14 protein-coding genes and 2 pseudogenes are annotated in these 19,294 nt (G+C 40.2%); 8 read left to right on the top strand and 8 right to left on the bottom strand.

Features of this window, described 5'->3' with window-relative positions:
* Positions 1–35: 35 nt before the first annotated feature.
* The 4 genes from cydC to ald all read right to left on the bottom strand — a co-directional run bounded on the left by cydC (position 36) and on the right by ald (position 5,906).
* Positions 36–1,757 (bottom strand): cysteine/glutathione ABC transporter ATP-binding protein/permease CydC, encoded by a 1,722-nt coding sequence (gene cydC, locus HC728_RS01625; protein WP_188863381.1) that lies wholly within the window; start codon positions 1,755–1,757, stop codon positions 36–38.
* Positions 1,750–3,522, bottom strand: a complete 1,773-nt coding sequence (gene cydD, locus HC728_RS01620; protein ID WP_190395068.1) for a cysteine/glutathione ABC transporter permease/ATP-binding protein CydD — start codon at positions 3,520–3,522, stop codon at positions 1,750–1,752. Before cydD ends, cydC begins: the two co-directional genes overlap by 8 nt.
* Before the next feature lie 153 nt (positions 3,523–3,675).
* Entirely contained in the window at positions 3,676–4,641 is a 966-nt protein-coding gene (trxB, locus tag HC728_RS01615; protein ID WP_190395067.1) for a thioredoxin-disulfide reductase, read from the bottom strand.
* A gap of 146 nt (positions 4,642–4,787) precedes the next feature.
* Positions 4,788–5,906 (bottom strand): alanine dehydrogenase, encoded by a 1,119-nt coding sequence (gene ald / locus HC728_RS01610; RefSeq protein ID WP_190395066.1) that lies wholly within the window; start codon positions 5,904–5,906, stop codon positions 4,788–4,790.
* A 156-nt stretch (positions 5,907–6,062) separates the two neighbouring features.
* Between ald and lrp the strand changes: the two genes are divergently transcribed.
* The 6 genes and pseudogenes from lrp (at position 6,063) to serS (ending at position 13,641) form a co-directional block, all read left to right on the top strand.
* The gene (gene lrp / locus HC728_RS01605) at positions 6,063–6,554 is read left to right on the top strand and encodes a leucine-responsive transcriptional regulator Lrp (protein ID WP_005418488.1); all 492 of its coding nucleotides are present in this window, start codon (positions 6,063–6,065) and stop codon (positions 6,552–6,554) included.
* Positions 6,555–6,776: 222 nt separating this feature from the next.
* A pseudogene (locus HC728_RS20390) lies at positions 6,777–7,355 on the top strand (DNA translocase FtsK 4TM domain-containing protein); the annotation flags it as partial.
* A gap of 1,290 nt (positions 7,356–8,645) precedes the next feature.
* Positions 8,646–10,208: pseudogene (locus tag HC728_RS20385) on the top strand (DNA translocase FtsK); the annotation flags it as partial.
* 27 nt (positions 10,209–10,235) lie between these two features.
* On the top strand, positions 10,236–10,832 hold the full coding sequence (gene lolA / locus HC728_RS01595) for an outer membrane lipoprotein chaperone LolA (protein ID WP_054775310.1): 597 nt from the start codon (positions 10,236–10,238) through the stop codon (positions 10,830–10,832).
* Positions 10,833–10,859: 27 nt separating this feature from the next.
* Positions 10,860–12,212, top strand: a complete 1,353-nt coding sequence (locus tag HC728_RS01590) for a replication-associated recombination protein A (RefSeq protein ID WP_026029229.1) — start codon at positions 10,860–10,862, stop codon at positions 12,210–12,212.
* Between the two features lie 121 nt (positions 12,213–12,333).
* Positions 12,334–13,641, top strand: a complete 1,308-nt coding sequence (gene serS, locus HC728_RS01585; RefSeq protein WP_005418528.1) for a serine--tRNA ligase — start codon at positions 12,334–12,336, stop codon at positions 13,639–13,641.
* A gap of 88 nt (positions 13,642–13,729) precedes the next feature.
* Here the strand turns inward: serS and trxC are convergent, their stop codons facing one another.
* Positions 13,730–14,164 (bottom strand): thioredoxin TrxC, encoded by a 435-nt coding sequence (trxC, locus tag HC728_RS01580; RefSeq protein ID WP_011261569.1) that lies wholly within the window; start codon positions 14,162–14,164, stop codon positions 13,730–13,732.
* 172 nt (positions 14,165–14,336) lie between these two features.
* Complete coding sequence (locus HC728_RS01575) at positions 14,337–14,660, bottom strand: HI1450 family dsDNA-mimic protein (RefSeq protein WP_005418542.1); 324 nt, start codon at positions 14,658–14,660, stop codon at positions 14,337–14,339.
* Positions 14,661–14,842: 182 nt separating this feature from the next.
* Between HC728_RS01575 and HC728_RS01570 the strand changes: the two genes are divergently transcribed.
* Complete coding sequence (locus tag HC728_RS01570) at positions 14,843–16,147, top strand: inosine/guanosine kinase (RefSeq protein ID WP_012533153.1); 1,305 nt, start codon at positions 14,843–14,845, stop codon at positions 16,145–16,147.
* A gap of 82 nt (positions 16,148–16,229) precedes the next feature.
* Here HC728_RS01570 and HC728_RS01565 read toward each other — a convergent pair whose 3' ends face one another.
* Positions 16,230–17,105: a D-hexose-6-phosphate mutarotase gene (locus tag HC728_RS01565; protein WP_190395064.1), complete on the bottom strand. Its 876-nt coding sequence runs from the start codon at positions 17,103–17,105 to the stop codon at positions 16,230–16,232.
* A gap of 194 nt (positions 17,106–17,299) precedes the next feature.
* Complete coding sequence (gene gap, locus HC728_RS01560) at positions 17,300–18,295, bottom strand: type I glyceraldehyde-3-phosphate dehydrogenase (protein WP_005418545.1); 996 nt, start codon at positions 18,293–18,295, stop codon at positions 17,300–17,302.
* A gap of 336 nt (positions 18,296–18,631) precedes the next feature.
* On the opposite strand from gap, the gene msrB reads away from it, so the two are divergent.
* A complete protein-coding gene (gene msrB / locus HC728_RS01555) occupies positions 18,632–19,039 on the top strand; it encodes a peptide-methionine (R)-S-oxide reductase MsrB (RefSeq protein ID WP_012534042.1) in 408 nt (135 codons plus the stop codon).
* The last annotated feature ends 255 nt before the right edge of the window (positions 19,040–19,294 follow it).

Genomic DNA, 19,294 nt, shown 5'->3' with positions numbered 1-19,294 from the left:
TTTTTTTATATCCTTAGGTTATCTATCTAAGGTAATTAAAAGCGTTGCCATAATTGGTGGTAAGCTCCTTTAAGTGAGAGGAGGCTATCATGCGTACCTTGCTCAACGATTTCACCGTGATCCATCAAACAAATATGATCCATCTGTTCTAGGTTCACTAGACGGTGGGTAATAAACACAACGGTTTTATGTTCAATGTGTTTATTAAGTACCGACATAATTTGTTGTTCGGTTTTCTGATCTAAGCCTTCTGTTGGCTCATCCAATAAGACAATAGGTGCATCATGTAATAACGCACGTGCAATCCCAATTCGACGACGTTCACCACCAGAGAGTTGTCGGCCACCATCGCCTAACCAAGCATTTAGACCTTCGTCAGTTGTTAGCGCTTCCAAACCAACTTGATTTAAGGTTTTAATTAGTTTCTCATCGCTTGCAGTATCATCAGCGAGTAGTAAGTTATCTCTTAGAGAACCATTTAAAATATCGACTCGTTGGCTTACCACTGACATTGCACTACGAAGACTTGATTCTTTCCATTTAGGTAACTTAACGCCATCAATAGCAATGTAGCCTGATTTTGGATCCCATTGACGAGTTAACAATTGCAACAAGGTTGATTTGCCTGAACCCGTTTGACCAACAATGGCCATTTTTTGTCCAGAAAGTAGATCAAGTGAGATGGCATTAATTGCATTGGTATCCGCATCCATGTATTGGTAATCCACATTCGAGATGGTTAAATTACCTTTGATGGCTTGGTCAACGCCATTTTCATCAAACACGGTATCTGGTTCAGCTGTGATGATTTCATTCAGGCGACGAGCAGAACTTAGTGTTTGCCCTAGATATTGAAATGCGCCCGCTATTGGCATAAGCAATTCAAAACTTGCCATTGTCGCAAATGCAACCATCGCAACCATAGGATCTGGTGTCATTCCAGCAATACCGTCGCCTGCAATCCACAACATTAATAGTAACGTCCAGCCGTTAGCTAGCAGTAATAGACCATTCGCTAATCCTGTTAATGCAGCCATACGGTGTTGGTTAGCTAATAGTGCCGTTTGGGCATCAAGAATGCGTTGACGGTATTGAGCTTCAGCACCAAAAATGCGTAATTCAGCATTACCTTGTAGCCAATCTAAGGTTTTGATCCTCAGTGTTGCTTTGTTTTGAGTTAACTCTGAGCCGTTGTGCTTACCTAACTTGTAGAATAGCGTTGGCCAGATTAGCAATAGAGAAAGTAAAATAGCACCAAGAGTTAGACCGATAGTGATATCAAACCACGCAAGAAATGCAGTTAGTCCAATAATACCTAAAGTACCGACAATAATAGGGCTAACTAAACGCAAGTATACATGGTCCATTGCATCAACATCAGCAACGAGACGGTTTAATAAATCCGCATCACGTAGCTTTGAGAAACGACCTGGGATAAGTGGTATTAGTTTCTTAAAGAAGAAAATACGTAATTCAGTTAGCAGTTTGAATGTGGCGTTATGACTAACAACACGTTCGCCCCATCGCCCAGCAGTACGACCAATAGAGAAACCACGAACGGCACCAGCAGGAAGCATGTAGTTGAAGGTTTCTCTTGCAATGGTTAAACCTGCAATTGCTGAAGCTGAGATAAACCAGCCAGAAATTGTCAGCAAACCAATAGAAGCAAACAAAGTAGCAAAGCTGAGTAGCATACCAAGCGTTAAGCCGAACCAATGTTTTTTATAGAGTTTGATATAAGGAAGTAAATCACGCATCGAGATCACCTTGCACTGGTTGTTTTGCCGCTAGCATATTCGCAAATAGGCCAGAATCTTTTAACTCATCAAATGAGCCAGATTGAACTATTTTCCCTTTATCTAATACAAGGATAGAGTCCATTGCATGAAGTTGATCTAAGCGGTGAGTGATCATTAATGTAGTTAAGCCTTGAGTTGCTTGATTTAGGCTCTTCATTACTAAACGTTCGCTTTTTGCATCAAGACTTGCTGTTGGTTCATCTAAGATCCATAAACGTCCTTGTTGCAGTAGTGCTCTTGCTAATGCCAGTCGCTGTGCTTGTCCTACAGATAAACCGCCTGAACGATCAGAAATCGCATGTTGATAACCAAGACCAGCAATAAACTCGTTAGCAAATGCATGCTCACATGCAGTATCTAGTTGTTCTTGGGTGATATCTTGTTTACCTAGCGTGATATTTTCCTGAATAGTACCGTGAACCAATGTTGGGTTTTGGCCGACCCAGTTGATTTCTTTATACCATTCTGTTTTATCTAACTCTGATAATTCAGTGCCATTAATTTTGATACTTCCTTGGTATGGAAGGAAGCCAAGAATGGCATTAATCAAACTTGTTTTGCCGGCACCACTAGGGCCAATAAGTGCAGTTTGAGAGCCTTCTTCTAGATGAAAACTAATAGGACCTAATAGGTTTTTTCCATCGTGAGTTGTTACGATTAACTCTTCAACTTGAATATCAAGAGTTGTAGATTCAGATACTTTTTTATTGCCTTGAGCTTGTTGTTCTATTTTTGTGTCTAGAAATTCAACCAATGATTCTGCAGCACCAATAGCTTGTGCTTTGGCATGATAAAAGGTCCCTAAATCACGAAGCGGTTGATAAAATTCTGGAGCAAGAATAAGAATGAATAGACCAGTAAACAGAGTGACGGTTGTTCCGTAATGGCCGAAATCTAGCTCACCAATAAAAGTAAAACCGAAGTAAACCGCAACAATAGCAATTGAAATTGAAGTGAAAAACTCTAAAACAGCAGAAGATAAGAATGCGAGTCGTAATACTTCCATAGTACGTTTACGGAAAATTTCCGAAGCGCCATGTAAGTGTTCAGTTTCTTGTGCTGTTTTATTGAATAAGCGTATGGTTGTCATTGATTGTAGACGGTCATAAAAATGACCTGATAAGCGTTGTAATGCTTTAAAATTGCGTCGGTTAGCGTCTGCTGCTCCCATTCCAACTAGCGCCATGAATAATGGAACTAATGGTGCGGTAAGCAAAAAGATTAATCCTGCTGCCCAGTTTTGAGGGAATACGACAATTAATATAACAAATGGGATCAAAACCGATAGCGACATTTGTGGAAGATAGCGAGAGAAAAAGTCTTGCATGTCTTCAACTTGTTCAAGCAATAAGGTTGCCCATGTACCAGCAGGTTTCCCTTTGATATAAGCAGGACCTAATTCTTGCAGTTTATTCAAAATTAATTGTCGAATGTGTACTCGAATGTGTTCACCACATCGGTAACCTGCAATTTCTCGTCCCCAACTGCAAAGAGCACGAATAGCAACAAATACTAAGATAGCAACAAAGTGCGAAATCAGTTCGTATTTATCGACTTGTTCTACGATTAATTGGTGCAGAATATCGGCAAGTAATGCCGCTTGAGCAATAAGAAAAAGACTGGAAAGAAAGCCGAGCCCGATAGAGAGGGTTAGCCATTTTTTTGCAAGCTTGCTTTGACCCTTGAGCCATTTACCTAACTCGCGTTGTTGTATTTTATCCATAATATTGAAAGCTTACGTTTTGTATTATTTTGCACGCACTACTTTTTCTATTTTAATAATTGGAATATCAGAAAAAACAGGCACATCAACAAAATAAGATGAGCAAAAGAAACCCGAAGCATTAACTTCGGGTTTAACGTTAACAGAGATAGTTTAACTTTCTTTTGCTTCTAACGCATCTAAAAAGCGTTCTGCATCTAAAGCGGCCATACAGCCAGTACCTGCAGATGTAATTGCTTGACGGTAATTATGGTCCATAACGTCACCAGCAGCAAAAATACCCTCAACACTTGTTTGAGTCGCATTACCTTCAAGGCCTGATTTTACTTTGATATAGCCATTTTCCATATCAAGCTGACCATTGAAAATAGCGGTATTTGGTTGGTGGCCAATAGCAATAAACGCGCCCATAACTTCTAAATCTTCAGTAGCATCCGATTTGGTGTCTTTTAATCGAACACCGGTTACGCCCATGTCATCACCAAGTACTTCTTCTAATGTACGGTCGGTATGTAAGATGATATTTCCGTTTTCTACTTTATCCATTAAACGATCAATTAAGATCTTTTCAGAACGGAAAGAGTCACGACGGTGGATTAAGTGAACTTCAGCTGCGATGTTTGATAGGTATAATGCTTCTTCAACCGCAGTATTACCGCCACCAATAACTGCAACTTTTTGGTTACGGTAGAAGAAACCATCACATGTTGCGCAAGCAGAAACGCCACGGCCTTTGAATGCTTCTTCAGATTCTAAACCTAAATATTTAGCTGATGCACCAGTTGAAATGATTAATGCATCACAAGTGTATTCACCTGAGTCGCCTTTTAAACGAAAAGGACGTTGGCTAAAATCGGTTTCATTGATATGGTCAAAAATGATTTCAGTGTTGAAGCGCTCTGCGTGTGCCTTCATTTCTTCCATTAAACCTGGGCCTGTCATATCGGCAGCACCACCTGGCCAGTTTTCAACTTCGGTTGTCGTTGTTAATTGACCACCTTGTTGCATGCCAGTGATCATTACTGGATTTAAGTTAGCTCGTGCAGCGTAAACAGCCGCAGTGTAACCCGCAGGACCAGAACCAAGAATTAGTAATTTTGAATGCTTAACGTTGCTCATAGGATCTCCGAGCTAAAACAAAAAATAGAGAAAAAGGAAGGTAACATCGAGTTATCAACCAATATCCTGATTGTAGGGAATTTATTCGATGAAAGAAAGGGCACCGTAATAGGCACCCTCAAATGATTTTGTTATAGGATATACTTTTAAGCGCTGATTGCTGTTTCAGGCTCGACGTATTCTAAGTCGAAACTTTCTGCTACTTCTTTGCAGGTTACTTTTCCGTGAATCACGTTCAAACCACCTAAGAAGCCTTTGTCTTCTAATAAAGCCGTCTTATATCCCTTATCTGCTAATTTAATTATGTAAGGAAGTGTTGCATTATTTAGGGTAAATGTAGAGGTTCGAGCGACAGCTCCTGGCATGTTAGCAACACAGTAATGAACAACATCATCCACAATATAAGTTGGGTCAGCATGAGTGGTGGCATGAGAGGTTTCAAAACAACCGCCTTGGTCAATGGCAACATCAACAACGGCTGCGCCCGGTTTCATGCGTTTAATATGTTCTGCTGTAATTAACTTAGGTGCTGCTGCGCCCGGAATAAGTACAGCACCAACGACTAAATCCGCCTCTAGGACGTGTTTTTCAATAGCATCAACCGTAGAATAAACGACTTTAGCACGGCCTTGAAACTCTTCATCTAGATGACGCAGTGTATCGATATTACGGTCTAATATAGTTACATCGGCACGCATTCCTACTGCCATACGAGCAGCATTTGCTCCAACAACACCACCACCAACAATGACGACTTTTGCTGGTTCAACACCCGGAACGCCACCTAAAAGTAAGCCGCGACCGCCGTTTGATTTCTCTAATGTTTGTGCACCTGCTTGAATAGACATTCGACCTGCTACTTCTGACATTGGCGCTAATAGTGGCAGACGACCCATATTATCTGTTACAGTCTCATATGCGATGCAGACAGCTTTACTCTTGATTAGGTCTTTAGTTTGTGGAAGATCTGGTGCAAGATGTAAGTACGTGAATAAAATTTGCCCTTCACGAAGCATTGCACGCTCGACAGCCTGAGGTTCTTTAACTTTAATAATCATTTCAGCTTTGGCGAATACGTCTTCAGCTGTAGGAAGAATGGATGCACCAACCGCGATATAGTCTTCGTCGGTAAAACCAATGCCTGAGCCTGCTTTTGTTTCGACAAATACGGTATGGCCATGAGATATTAATTCGCGAACACTCGCAGGGATCATTCCAACGCGATATTCATGATTTTTTATTTCTTTAGGTACTCCAATGATCATCCTGATTTCCTTTTGTTTTATGGTTATTATGACTGGTTGTAGGGTTTTTGTTTCGAGTTTTTATCTAGTATAGATTGTAAATGGCAAAATTTGATGCTAAATATTAAAAAGTTGTAGTATATTTTTTTGCAAGGAAGTAATAAGGTGGAATAAAAAATGGTAGATAATAAGAAACCTTCCAAGGAACTGGATCGTATCGATCGCAATATTTTGAATGAACTCCAGAAAGATGGTCGAATTTCAAATGTTGAATTATCTAAGAGAGTAGGCCTATCGCCAACTCCATGTTTAGAGCGCGTTCGCCGTCTAGAACGCCAAGGGTATATCAATGGTTATACAGCATTGCTAAACCCACAATATCTTGATGCGTCATTGTTGGTATTTGTTGAAATCACGTTGAACCGTGGTGCACCAGATGTTTTTGAACAATTTAATGCTGCAGTACAGTTATTAGACGATATTCAAGAGTGTCATCTTGTATCAGGTGATTTTGACTATCTTTTAAAGACTCGTGTATCAGATATGAGTGCTTATCGTCGATTACTTGGTGATACACTATTACGACTTCCGGGCGTTAACGACACTCGTACTTATGTTGTTATGGAAGAAGTAAAACAAACGAACCATTTAGTGATTAAGACTCGCTAATTGAAGCAAGATTGTAAATATCGAGATATTTTCTTTATTTTTACAAAAACTTGCAGAGCTTAATGGCATTTTAGGTATATTATTTATCTGTAATTACTATTAAGTAATGACGAGCGGCGTAGTGCCGCTCGACTTGTTTTTATTTTATAGAGATTCAGTGATCCTTGCTTCTCCTCGAATTCGCATTTTAAAGAGGGATGACTAAATCTAAGTATCGTATCAATGGACAGTATTTTGTTTACAAAGATTAAAGAAAAAATTGCAGAAAGAAAAACACAGCTTACGACATTAAAAGTTGAGGCTGTGGCTGAACCTGAAAAAGAGCGTCTAAACGGCAATCAACGTCTACAAGAAGCGCTTTTTATCGTAGGTTTACTCGCAACAATATTCATTACGATTTCATTATTCAGTTTTAATCCAGCCGATCCATCATGGACACAAACTGCATGGGCGGGCTCAGTAGAAAATGCGGGTGGCTCATTTGGTGCGTGGATTGCAGATACGTTGTTTTTTGCTTTTGGTTCTTTAGCTTATTTATTGCCGGTAATTTTACTTGGTTGTACTTGGATTGTTTTCCGCAGAAGAGAAGAAGAGCAAGAAACTGAATTAGATTTTATGATGATCGGAACTCGTATTTTAGGGTTATTGATCTTGTTCTTAACAAGTTGTGCTTTAGCTGATATCAACTTTGATGATCTTTGGTATTTCTCATCTGGCGGTGTCGTAGGTGATGTATTAACCAGTATCACTAATCCGATTTTAAATGTATTGGGTTCAACGCTTATCTTCATGTTCTTATGGGGTGCAGGTTTAACTTTATTCACAGGTGTATCTTGGTTAACGATAGTTGATAACCTAGGCGGTTTTGTTTTAGAAGCAACCCGTGCTCTAGTGAATAAAGTTCGTAAAACAGAAGATGAAACTTACGAAGTTGAAAATGAGCAGCCGATTGTAGAAACAAAATCAGAAAAGACTGAACCATTTGCTTCTGCGCCGTCGATGACTGCGGTTGAAGACGATGAACCACTTGATCCGTATGCAACACCTAAAATATCTGCAAGTGAATTACCAAGTTTTGGCGCTGTAGGGGCGGGTGTGGTTGCTGCTGCATCTGTTTCGGCTGCAAAAGCGGATGATGATTTTTATTCGGCAGATGATGACCCTCTGTTTTCAACATCGACGGTTGATGTATTTTCTGATAACTCAGAAGTATCTCAATCTTATGAAGATCCATTATTTGCAACGAATACGCACATTGATGAACCAAATGTGGCTGATTCAACAGTAGCTCAAGAAGAGTTTAATACTCAAGAGGCTACTGACGTTGCTCAAGACTTAGAAAGCAATTTTGAAACGATGCCGATAAACCAAGAACCAGAACTATTAGAAGATGGTTTGAATTTATCTATGCGCAGTAATGCAACGATTGCAGAGCTTGATCATGAAGCTTTAGAGCAAGATCCATTATTGAGTCAAGTTGATGCTGAAACAGCCTTTGTGCAGAATGCCACTGTCGCAGCTGTTACTACTGCACCTATGAGCAGTGACGTTTTATCTGACGTTTCAATTGATACTCCAGAAATGCCTACATCAGGATTTGAAGCGCAGGATAGTGCATTTGAACCATCGTTTAGTGCAACACAAGAAGTAGAAGAAAATAGAGAACAAGACCACTCTGTTTTTGTTGAAGAAGAGTTAGTAACGTCACCAGTTTCAATTCCAGAAGCAACTGAGGACTATGCCGCTTCTCTTGAAGAAGATAACACCGTCGGGTCTGATACAGTTAGCTTTGATTCTGCTGATTATGACGTTGAAGAAGATGAAGTATTAACGACTCAAACTCACTTCTCTGCTCAAGAAGCATCAGAAAATGAAGCAGAATCTGCGTTACCAATATTCAGTGCAGTAGAAGCTGATGATATTGATGATGAACCAAGCTTTGCTCAATCTCAACATCAGGTTGCTGATACGTCAGAAGTTAATGTTACGCCTGTTATCGAGCCTGTTTTTGAAGAAGTACTTGAAGATGAAGCGCCAACGCATTCTGATGCTGATGTAGCAGCGTTCCAAGCGTTAGTTGCAAAAGAAAAGGCAACTCAAGCGGCATTACAAAATCCATTTTTAGTGCAATCTGAGCCGAATTTACCAAAGCCAACATCACCAATGCCAACATTGGATCTGCTTTTCTCACCAGATACACGTGAAGAGCTAGAGTCTCGTGAATCGCTAGAGCATACGGCACGTTTGGTTGAAGCTAAATTAGCGGATTACAAAATTAAAGCACGTGTGGTGGATATTTTCCCAGGACCGGTAATTACTCGATTTGAATTAGATTTAGCGCCGGGTGTTAAGGTTAGCCGTATCTCAGGCCTAGCGATGGACTTAGCTCGTTCACTATCAGCAATGGCTGTGCGTGTCGTTGAAGTTATTCCGGGTAAACCATATGTTGGTCTTGAATTACCTAACTTTAATCGACAAACCGTTTTCTTCTCTGATGTTGTAGGTAGTCAGAAGTTTATTGAAGCTAAGTCTCCAACGACGGTTGTAATGGGGCAAGATATAGCAGGTGAAGCGGTGATTGCTGATCTTGCAAAAATGCCTCACGTATTGGTTGCAGGTACAACAGGTTCAGGTAAATCAGTTGGTGTAAACGTAATGATCTTAAGTGTGCTTTATAAAGCGACACCAGAAGATGTACGTTTCATTATGATCGATCCAAAAATGTTGGAACTTTCTATCTATGAAGGAATCCCACACTTATTGACGGAAGTAGTAACTGACATGAAAGATGCAGGTAATGCTCTGCGTTGGTGTGTTGGTGAAATGGAACGTCGTTATAAGTTAATGTCGGCATTAGGTGTACGTAATCTAAAAGGCTTTAACGATAAATTAAAAATGGCAGCTGAAGCGGGACACCCAATCCACGATCCATTATGGAAACCGGGTGACAGCATGGACGAAATGCCGCCATTGCTTGAGAAGCTACCATCTATCGTTGTTATCGTTGATGAATTCGCTGACTTAATGATGGTTGTTGGTAAGAAAGTGGAAGAGTTGATTGCACGATTGGCTCAAAAAGCACGTGCAGCAGGTATCCACTTAATTCTTGCAACACAACGTCCATCTGTTGATGTTATTACGGGTTTGATTAAAGCAAACATCCCAACACGTGTGGCGTTTACGGTATCAACGAAAACCGATTCAAGAACCATTCTTGACCAAGGTGGTGCAGAATCTCTATTAGGTATGGGTGATATGCTCTACTTAGCGCCGGGTTCTAACCACACGGTACGTGTTCATGGTGCTTTTGCATCAGATGATGACGTACATGCGGTAGTGAATGATTGGAAAGCGCGTGGTCGTCCAAATTATATTGATGCGATTACTAAGAGCGATCAAGGTGCTGAAGCATTACTTCCAGGAGAGAAACCGGAAGGTGAGGAAGAGCTAGATCAATTGTTTGATCAGGTGGTTGAGTTTGTAACAACATCACGTCGTGGGTCAGTGTCAGGTGTTCAGCGCCAATTTAGAATCGGTTATAACCGAGCTGCTCGTATTGTCGAGCAATTAGAAGCGCATGGCATTGTTAGTACTCCGGGTCATAATGGTAACCGTGAAGTAATTGCACCACCTCCTGTAGGTATGCATGATTAATCCAAATTTTTAAGAAGTGAAAGTGTAATGAAGAAGTTTTTATTTTCTCTCTGTTTATTAAGTTCGACGGTATTGGCATCACCTCAAAGTGAACTGACAGAACGATTGAATCAGAATGCAGGCTTTGAAGCTGGTTTCACACAAAAAGTATTAAGCCCAGAAGGTGATGTACTAATGCAAGGCGAGGGCGATGTAAAAATCCTGCGTCCTAACTTGTTTCGTTGGCATACACAAACGCCAGATGAGAACTTATTAGTCACCGATGGCAAAACCTTGTGGTATTACAATCCATTTGTTGAGCAAGTAACATTAATGGGATTAGAGAAAGCTACAACTCAAACACCATTCGTATTATTAACTCGTAATAAAGCGTCGGATTGGGACAATTATTCAGTAAGCCAAAATGGTGATGCGTTTACGGTTTCACCAAAAGCAGATTCTGCCGTAAAAAGTGAATTTATTGTTCGCATTCAAGAAAACGGCAAAGTAACGGGTTTCTCTGTTGTTGAGCAAGATGGTCAACGTAGTGATTTTGATTTCACAAAGTTTGAAGCGAAGAAGCCTGCCAAAAATAATTTTACATTTGCGATTCCTGACGGTGTAGATATTGACGATCAACGTTAATAAGCGTGCATCTAAGAAACTAAAAGGATAAACGTGAGTAATTTCAGTTTAGATTTTTCAGCAGGGGACGATTATCGTCCCCTTGCTGCTAGAATGCGTCCGCAAAATATTGAGCAATATATTGGTCAACAACACTTATTAGGTGTTGGTAAACCACTGCGTCGAGCATTAGAAGCGGGTCAAATCCACTCTATGATTTTGTGGGGACCTCCGGGAACGGGTAAAACAACATTAGCAGAAGTCGCTGCCAATTATGCGAATGCAGAAGTTGAACGTGTTTCAGCGGTAACCTCTGGTGTTAAAGATATTCGAGCTGCAATCGAAAAGGCCAAAGAAAATCAAATTACGGGTCGAAGAACTATCATGTTTGTGGATGAAGTGCATCGCTTTAATAAAAGCCAGCAAGATGCATTCTTACCGCATATTGAAGACGGCACGATTACCTTTATTGGTGCAACAACAGAAAACCCGTCTTTTGAACTTAATAACGCCTTGTTATCTCGTGCACGTGTATACAAATTAAAATCACTAGAAAAAGAAGACATTGTTCAAGTCATTGACCAAGCTTTATTAGATAAAGATCGTGGTTTAAATGATGAAAATTTTGTATTGCCTGATGATGTGAAATTGCAGCTAGCTGATTTAGTATCAGGCGATGCTCGTATGTCTCTAAACTATTTAGAGCTTTTGCATGATATGGCAGAAGAAAACGCACAAGGTAAAAAAGTCGTCGATTTACCATTATTAGCGGAAGTTGCAGGTGAGAAAGTCGCACGTTTCGATAATAAAGGCGATATGTGGTATGACTTAATATCGGCGGTTCATAAGTCCATTCGTGGTTCAAATCCTGATGCGGCTCTTTATTGGACTGCTCGAATTATTGCTGCGGGCGGTGACCCTCTGTATGTAGCTCGTCGGTTACTTGCTATTGCTTCAGAAGATATCGGTAACGCTGATCCAAGAGCGATGGAAGTCGCAATGAATGCATGGGATTGCTTTACTCGCATTGGTCCTGCTGAAGGTGAACGAGCCATTGCTCAAGCCGTGGTTTATTTAGCGTGTGCTCCAAAAAGTAATGCGGTTTATACAGCATGGAAACAAGCACAGATGGATGCGATAAATTCCCCCGATTATGAAGTGCCTAATCATCTTCGTAATGCACCAACTTCATTAATGAAAGATATGGGGTATGGGTCAGATTATCGTTATGCCCATGATGAGCCAAATGCTTATGCTTCTGGTGAGAACTATTTTCCACCTGAAATGCGTGATCGTAAGTATTATTTTCCTACAAAACGTGGTTTAGAAACCAAAATTAGTGAAAAGCTAGAATATTTAGCCCAATTAGATCAAAACAGTCCGTTAAAACGCTACCAATAAAAGGGCATTTTCGGTATCTTATTCGAATCGCAATTTGGAAATGAAAATTGCACAGGATTTTATTATTAAGTGGGTTCTTTTTATTTTGAACACACCATTACTATAAGGCATAGGATTACAAATGCTTGATTCAAAATTACTTCGTACAGAGCTGGATGAAACAGCTGAAAAACTGGCACGTCGTGGCTTTAAGCTAGACGTAGAGACACTTCGCAACCTTGAAGAACAACGTAAGTCCCTTCAAGTAAAAACTGAAGAGCTTCAAGCGCAGCGTAACTCCCGTTCGAAGTCCATTGGTCAAGCAAAAGCGAAAGGTGATCACGAAGAAGCTGATCGCATTATGGCTGATGTTGCGAATCTGGGTTCTGAACTGGATGAAGCAAAAGCAGCACTAGCAGAGCTTCAACAACAAATCGAAGACATCGCGCTTTCTGTACCTAACATCCCTGATGATTCAGTGCCACTAGGTAAAGATGAGAACGAAAACGTAGAAGTATTACGTTGGGGTACACCTTTAGCGTATGACTTTGAAGTTAAAGATCACGTTGATCTAGGTGAAATGGCTGATGGTCTTGATTTCGCAAGTGCGGTTAAGATCTCTGGTTCTCGTTTCATCGTAATGAAAGGTCAATTTGCTCGTCTTCACCGTGCTCTTTCTCAGTTTATGCTTGATCTTCACACAGAAGAACATGGCTACACAGAAATGTACGTACCATATCTTGTAAACCCAGATAGCTTATTTGGTACTGGTCAACTTCCTAAGTTTGGTGAAGACTTGTTCCACACAAGCCCACTAACAGAGCAAGTAAGTGATGTTCCACTTAAGAAGCTATCACTTATCCCAACAGCTGAAGTTCCAGTAACTAACATGGTGCGCGATACCATTACTGATGAAGCTGATATGCCACTTAAGATGACGGCTCACACTCCGTGTTTCCGTTCTGAAGCGGGTTCTTACGGTCGTGATACTCGCGGTCTTATCCGTATGCACCAATTCGATAAAGTTGAATTAGTACAAATCACTAGACCAGAAGATTCAATGGCTGCACTTGAAGAACTAACAGGTCATGCTGAGAAAGTTCTTCAACTATTAGAACTTCCTTACCGTAAAGTGGTTCTATGTACAGGTGATATGGGCTTCGGTTCTCGTAAGACTTACGATTTAGAAGTGTGGGTTCCAGCACAAGAAACGTACCGTGAAATCTCTTCTTGTTCAAACATGTGGGATTTCCAAGCTCGTCGTATGCAAGCTCGTTTCCGTCGTAAAGGCGAGAAAAAACCTGAACTTGTACACACACTAAACGGTTCTGGTCTTGCTGTAGGTCGTACAATGGTTGCGATTCTTGAGAACTTCCAACAGGCTGATGGTAAAATTGCAATCCCACAAGTACTACGTAAGTACATGAATGGTGTTGAGTTCATCGGTTAATCTATATTAATAGATAACACATAATAAATAGTAAAAAGCCCCTTTATGCAGAGTCATAAAGGGGCTTTTTGTTTGTCTGCTATTTACATTACTTAAGCAGTGCTTGATTTAACCATTGATCAAATTGACCTTTAGGTAATGCACCATTAATCATGTCTACACGCTGACCGTTTTTAAATACCATGATCGTTGGTATTGAGCGGATCTGATATTGTGCTGCAATTTGTTGTTCAGCTTCTGTGTTGACTTTAATACAACGAATTTGTCCATTACGTTCTGCTGCAACATCTTCAAAAACGGGCGAAAAGCCAACGCATGGGTTACACCAAGGTGCCCAGAAATCGATAACAACGGCTTTATCACTATTAAGTAAAGCGGCGAGGTTATCCATTGTCCCTTCTACTGGTTTACCGTCTAATAATGGTTCCTTACAGCGACCACAAGTTGCACCATCGTTGACTCGTTCAGTAGGAAGACGGTTTAACCCATGACAAGATGGGCATCGAGTTTGAAATTGTGACATGGTATTCCTTTATCGTTATTCTGTGTTAATACCAATTACCATTGGGAAATTGGTTTAAACAGTTTGTGAGCATAAAGAAATAATGGGGATGCGAAGAGCTAGATTCAATAAATTCAGAAATAAAAAAGGAGCAAATGAATGCTCCTTTTTAACAATATGGTAGGGGATTAACTTAATCACGTTTCCATAGCATGTGACAGAATTTATGTTCAGGATCACGGCTAACTAGCATGCGAGCAAAAACATCATCTAACGCATCAGATTCTTCATTTACTAAGCCGATTAGTACTTCAGCATATGTTTCTTTATCTACTTCAAATCCAACGTGTTCGGCCCAATCGTCACGAGTATCAACAACCTCTGCTGCACCACGGTCATCAAATTGCAAAGTGAATAAAGCAACATCTGCAGGTTCAAGGTTGTCTTGAGCCATTTCTAGGAAGATATCGTAAGCGACTTCAATTACGTCGTCGTAGCTAATTAGTTCAGTAGTCATGGTTATTACCCTTAAAAAATACGCTTTAAATTACCACGAAATCGCTTCCTAAGGCTAGATGTATAAACAAATAGAAAGGGCAAACGTTTGCTATTGGCAGTGGCGTATATCAGTAGTTGCGGCAGAGTTATTGAGCGGCTAAACTTCGCAGTTCTTCCATTAGCCAGTTGAATGATTATTTTATGAAATTTCCAGGTCAGCGTAAATCTAAGCATTATTTTCCTGTTCACGCACGTGATCCATTAGTTAGCCAAGCTCAAGAAGCTAAGAAAATGTCTCGTACCCATATTATTGGTATCGACCAAACGCTAGTGGATATTGAAGCGAAAGTGGATGATGCTTTTATTGAAAAATATGGCTTGAGTAAAGGACACTCACTGGTTATTGATAACGATAAAGCTGAGATGCTTTATAATGAATTAAAAGACAATAATATGATCAGCAATGAATTTGCTGGTGGTACGATTGGTAACACGCTTCATAACTACTCTGTTCTTGCTGATGATAAATCAACATTATTAGGTGTTATGAGTGAAGATATTCACATAGGCAGTTATTCATACCGTTATTTATGTAACACATCTAGCCGAATGGATTTAAACTACCTTCAACCTGTACCGGGTGCGATTGGTCGTTGTTTTGCACTGATTAGTGAAGATGGTGAGCGTACGTTTGCAATTAGCGAAGGTGACATGAACCAACTTCGTGCAGAGAGCATTCCTGAGAAGATTTTCAAAAATGCATCAGCACTTGTACTAACAGCATATCTGGTTCGTTGTAAAGAAGGCGATCCAATGCCTGAAGCAACAATGAAAGCGATTGAATATGCGAAGAAATACGATGTGCCTGTTGTATTAACTATGGGTACTAAGTTTGTGGTTCAAGATGACCCACAATACTGGCGTGATTTCTTAAATGACCACGTAACTGTTGTTGCAATGAATGAAGAGGAAGGTGAGGCGCTTACTGGTGCTACAGACCCTCTAGAAGCTGCAAATAAAGCTCTTGAGTGGGTTGACCTAGTTCTTTGTACTGCTGGCCCTGTAGGTCTTTATATGGCAGGTTACACGGAAGATTCTGCAAAGCGTGAAACATCACTACCATTACTACCAGGTACAATTGCTGAATTTAACCAGTTTGAATTTAGCCGTCCAGCAGTGAAGGACAGCTGTGAAAACCCAATTAAGGTATTTTCACACATTTCACCATACATGGGTGGTCCTGAAAAAATTAAGAACACTAATGGTGCTGGTGATGGTGCATTATCTGCTTTATTACATGATATGGCTGCAAACCATTACCACCGTAATAACGTACCAAACTCAAGCAAGCATCAGCACTCTTTCTTGACGTATTCTTCTTTCTCACAAGTATGTAAATACTCAAACCGTGTAAGCTTTGAAGTATTAGCTCAGCACTCTCCACGCTTATCTCGTGGCTTGCCAGAGCGTGAAGACAGCTTAGAAGAAGCATACTGGGAAAGATAAGAGACAATCTCTATTTTCCAAACAATAAAAAAACGGAAGCCTCAGTGGCTTCCGTTTTTGTTTAGGTAAATATCGAAGTATCTTACGCTTTAATCGTTGTGGTTAGGGTAAATGCGCTACCTGGTTCAACGGTTTGGGCTTCTTCTAAGCTAGTTGCGTGGTAAGTAGATTCAACACACACCATGGTTTTGTAGCCATCATTATCCATATCAGCCATCGATTCAGCGCCTTCAATCCAAGGGTTCCAAATAACCGCAGCATTATGACCTGAATTCGTCACCGTCAATGTACGCTGAGAGTCTGAAACTGATACGGTATTTTCTGGGTGAGTATATACACGGTCAACGGCAGCATTTATTGATAGAGTGTCTTCACCTGTACATAGTTTGGCATTTTGAAGGCCGTCAATATATGTTGGACCCATGCCCGTAATTGTTGTTGAGACAATATCCGCAACGTTGAGGTAAGTATGTAAAGCACCTGAACAATTCCATGCTTTGTTATCCGTATTTTTTGCGTCAAGCGTAATATGTAACTCATCACCAATTTCAACGGTTAAGCGTGCTTCAAATTCAAAAGGCCAAATCGCTTTGGTTGCTTCAGATGCTTCTAATCCTAGAACGACAATAACGCCATTATCATTTTCACGGTGTTCAATAAGCGTCCACTCATTATTACGAGCAAAGCCGTGAGCAGGATCGGCGATGCGGCCAAACCATGGCCAACAAACAGGAACACCGCCACGAATTGCTTTTTCTGGGTTAAAGATGGCTTCTTTACTCATCCAAATAAGATCGTCTTGTCCTTTTGGCGTAAAAGATAAAACATGGCCACCATGAAGAGAAATGGCTGCATTGGCTTTGTCATGAATGACACGAATCACTTTTACATCATCTAATTGAGCAACAGTGACGTTATCAGATAATACACTGATAATTGGAAGCTGAGTAAGATTCATAGGTAACTCCTAAAATAATAAATATGCATTCTTCTTCTATTTAATATTCAGAGAAATGGCTTCTTTTTGATTGAATAGAAAAAGGATAGATACTGAATTGCAGGTATAAAAAAGGCGACAATTAAGTCGCCTTTCATGCTTAAAAGATAGTAAAACCTTTTAAGTTAGCTTTCAAAGAAAGTCTAAACTAATGCTTACTTAGAAACGTGAGCGATTAGGTCAAGAACTTTGTTTGAGTAACCGATTTCGTTGTCGTACCAAGATACAACTTTAACGAATTTGTCAGTTAGTGCAACACCAGCTGCAGCATCGAATACTGAAGTTTGAACTTCACCGATGAAGTCTTGAGAAACAACAGCGTCTTCTGTGTAACCTAGAACACCTTTAAGCTCGCCTTCAGATGCTTCTTTCATAGCAGCACAGATTGCTTCGTAAGATGCAGCAGTTTTTAGGTTAACTGTTAGGTCAACTACAGAAACGTTAGCAGTTGGTACACGGAAAGCCATACCAGTTAGAAGGCCGTTTAGTTCTGGAAGAACAACGCCTACAGCTTTAGCAGCACCAGTTGAAGATGGGATGATGTTTTGAGAAGCACCACGGCCACCGCGCCAGTCTTTAGCAGAAGGACCATCTACAGTTTTTTGAGTTGCTGTAGTAGCGTGAACTGTAGTCATAAGACCAGATTCGATACCGAACTTGTCGTTAAGAACTTTAGCAACAGGTGCTAGACAGTTAGTAGTACAAGAAGCGTTAGAAACGATGTCTTGACCAGCGTAAGAAGTGTGGTTAACACCCATTACGAACATTGGAGTAGCGTCTTTTGAAGGACCAGTTAGAACAACTTTCTTAGCACCAGCAGTGATGTGCTTACGTGCAGTTGCGTCGTCTAGGAATAGACCAGTTGCTTCAGCAACAACGTCAACGTTGATTGCATCCCACTTAAGGTCTTCTGGGTTACGCTCAGCAGTTACACGTACAGTTTTGCCGTTTACTACTAGGTTACCATCTACAACTTCAACTGTACCGTTGAAACGGCCGTGAGTTGAATCGTACTTAAGCATGTAAGCCATGTATTCAACGTCGATAAGATCGTTAATACCAACAACTTCGATGTCATTGCGCTCTACAGATGCACGGAATACGAAACGTCCAATACGGCCAAAACCGTTAATACCTACTTTGATAGTCATTATAGTTGCTCCACAACTTAAATTTGAATTTCAGGTTTAAATTAACTGGTAGTAAAATTACAAAATCCTGAGCCAACCTGCAAGTGAAAATCCAAATTTAATTGTTTAAAATCAAAAAATAGACCATATCCTGTTAACATAAAGAAAAATTCTTACGTAATTCGGATAATTTGTGGTTATTTAGTAACCTAAATGACACTTTATGAAAAAAAGTGACATAACAATTAATCTGATTTCGCTTGGTTGCTGTAAAATTACTTTGGCAAAGTATGTGCTACAAAGGTGATATATAGCAAGGTTTAATTTAAAGAAGTCTAAGAAAGGAGTTTTATAAAAATGGAGACACCAAAAACATTTTTAGAATACACCGATGAAGAGTGGCGAAAAAAGCTTACAAAAGAAGAGTTTGATATTTGTAGAAAGCAAGGAACAGAAGCGCCTTTCTCAGGAACGTTATTGCATAATAAAGAAAAAGGTTACTACGCCTGTACTTGTTGCCAAACGATTTTATTTGTATCTGATAATAAATATGACTCAGGTTGTGGGTGGCCAAGCTTTGATGCCCCAGTGAACGATCAAGTCATAAGATATATTGAAGATAACAGCCATGGGATGAGAAGAATAGAGATCCGTTGTCGTCATTGTGATAGTCATTTAGGGCATGTTTTTGATGATGGCCCCAAAACAACCAACGAAAGATATTGTGTGAATTCGGTTTCTTTAAATTTTTCGCAAGATAAGTAAATCCATATAAAAAAAGGAGCGCATTAGGCTAATGCCGATCGTTTAAGGGACTTGAACGATCCTTGGCAGCCTTCATAATCGGTCTTAAATTTATTTTAAGGCCGATTTTTTATGTCTGAGTTTTCTCTTGAATTACAATTAACTGCAGAATTTCACCTTCCTGAATCTATGGATTCATTTCGGAAAAATATTCCTATTGAGTGGATTTCAGAAGCCGTTAACCAAACTGGTCGCGCCGCTATCAGAAAGCGCAGA

The sequence above is a fragment of the Aliivibrio sp. S10_S31 genome, from assembly GCF_014694495.1.
Taxonomy (GTDB): Bacteria; Pseudomonadota; Gammaproteobacteria; order Enterobacterales; family Vibrionaceae; genus Aliivibrio; species Aliivibrio fischeri.
This window is presented reverse-complemented; position numbering and strand designations above follow the sequence as displayed.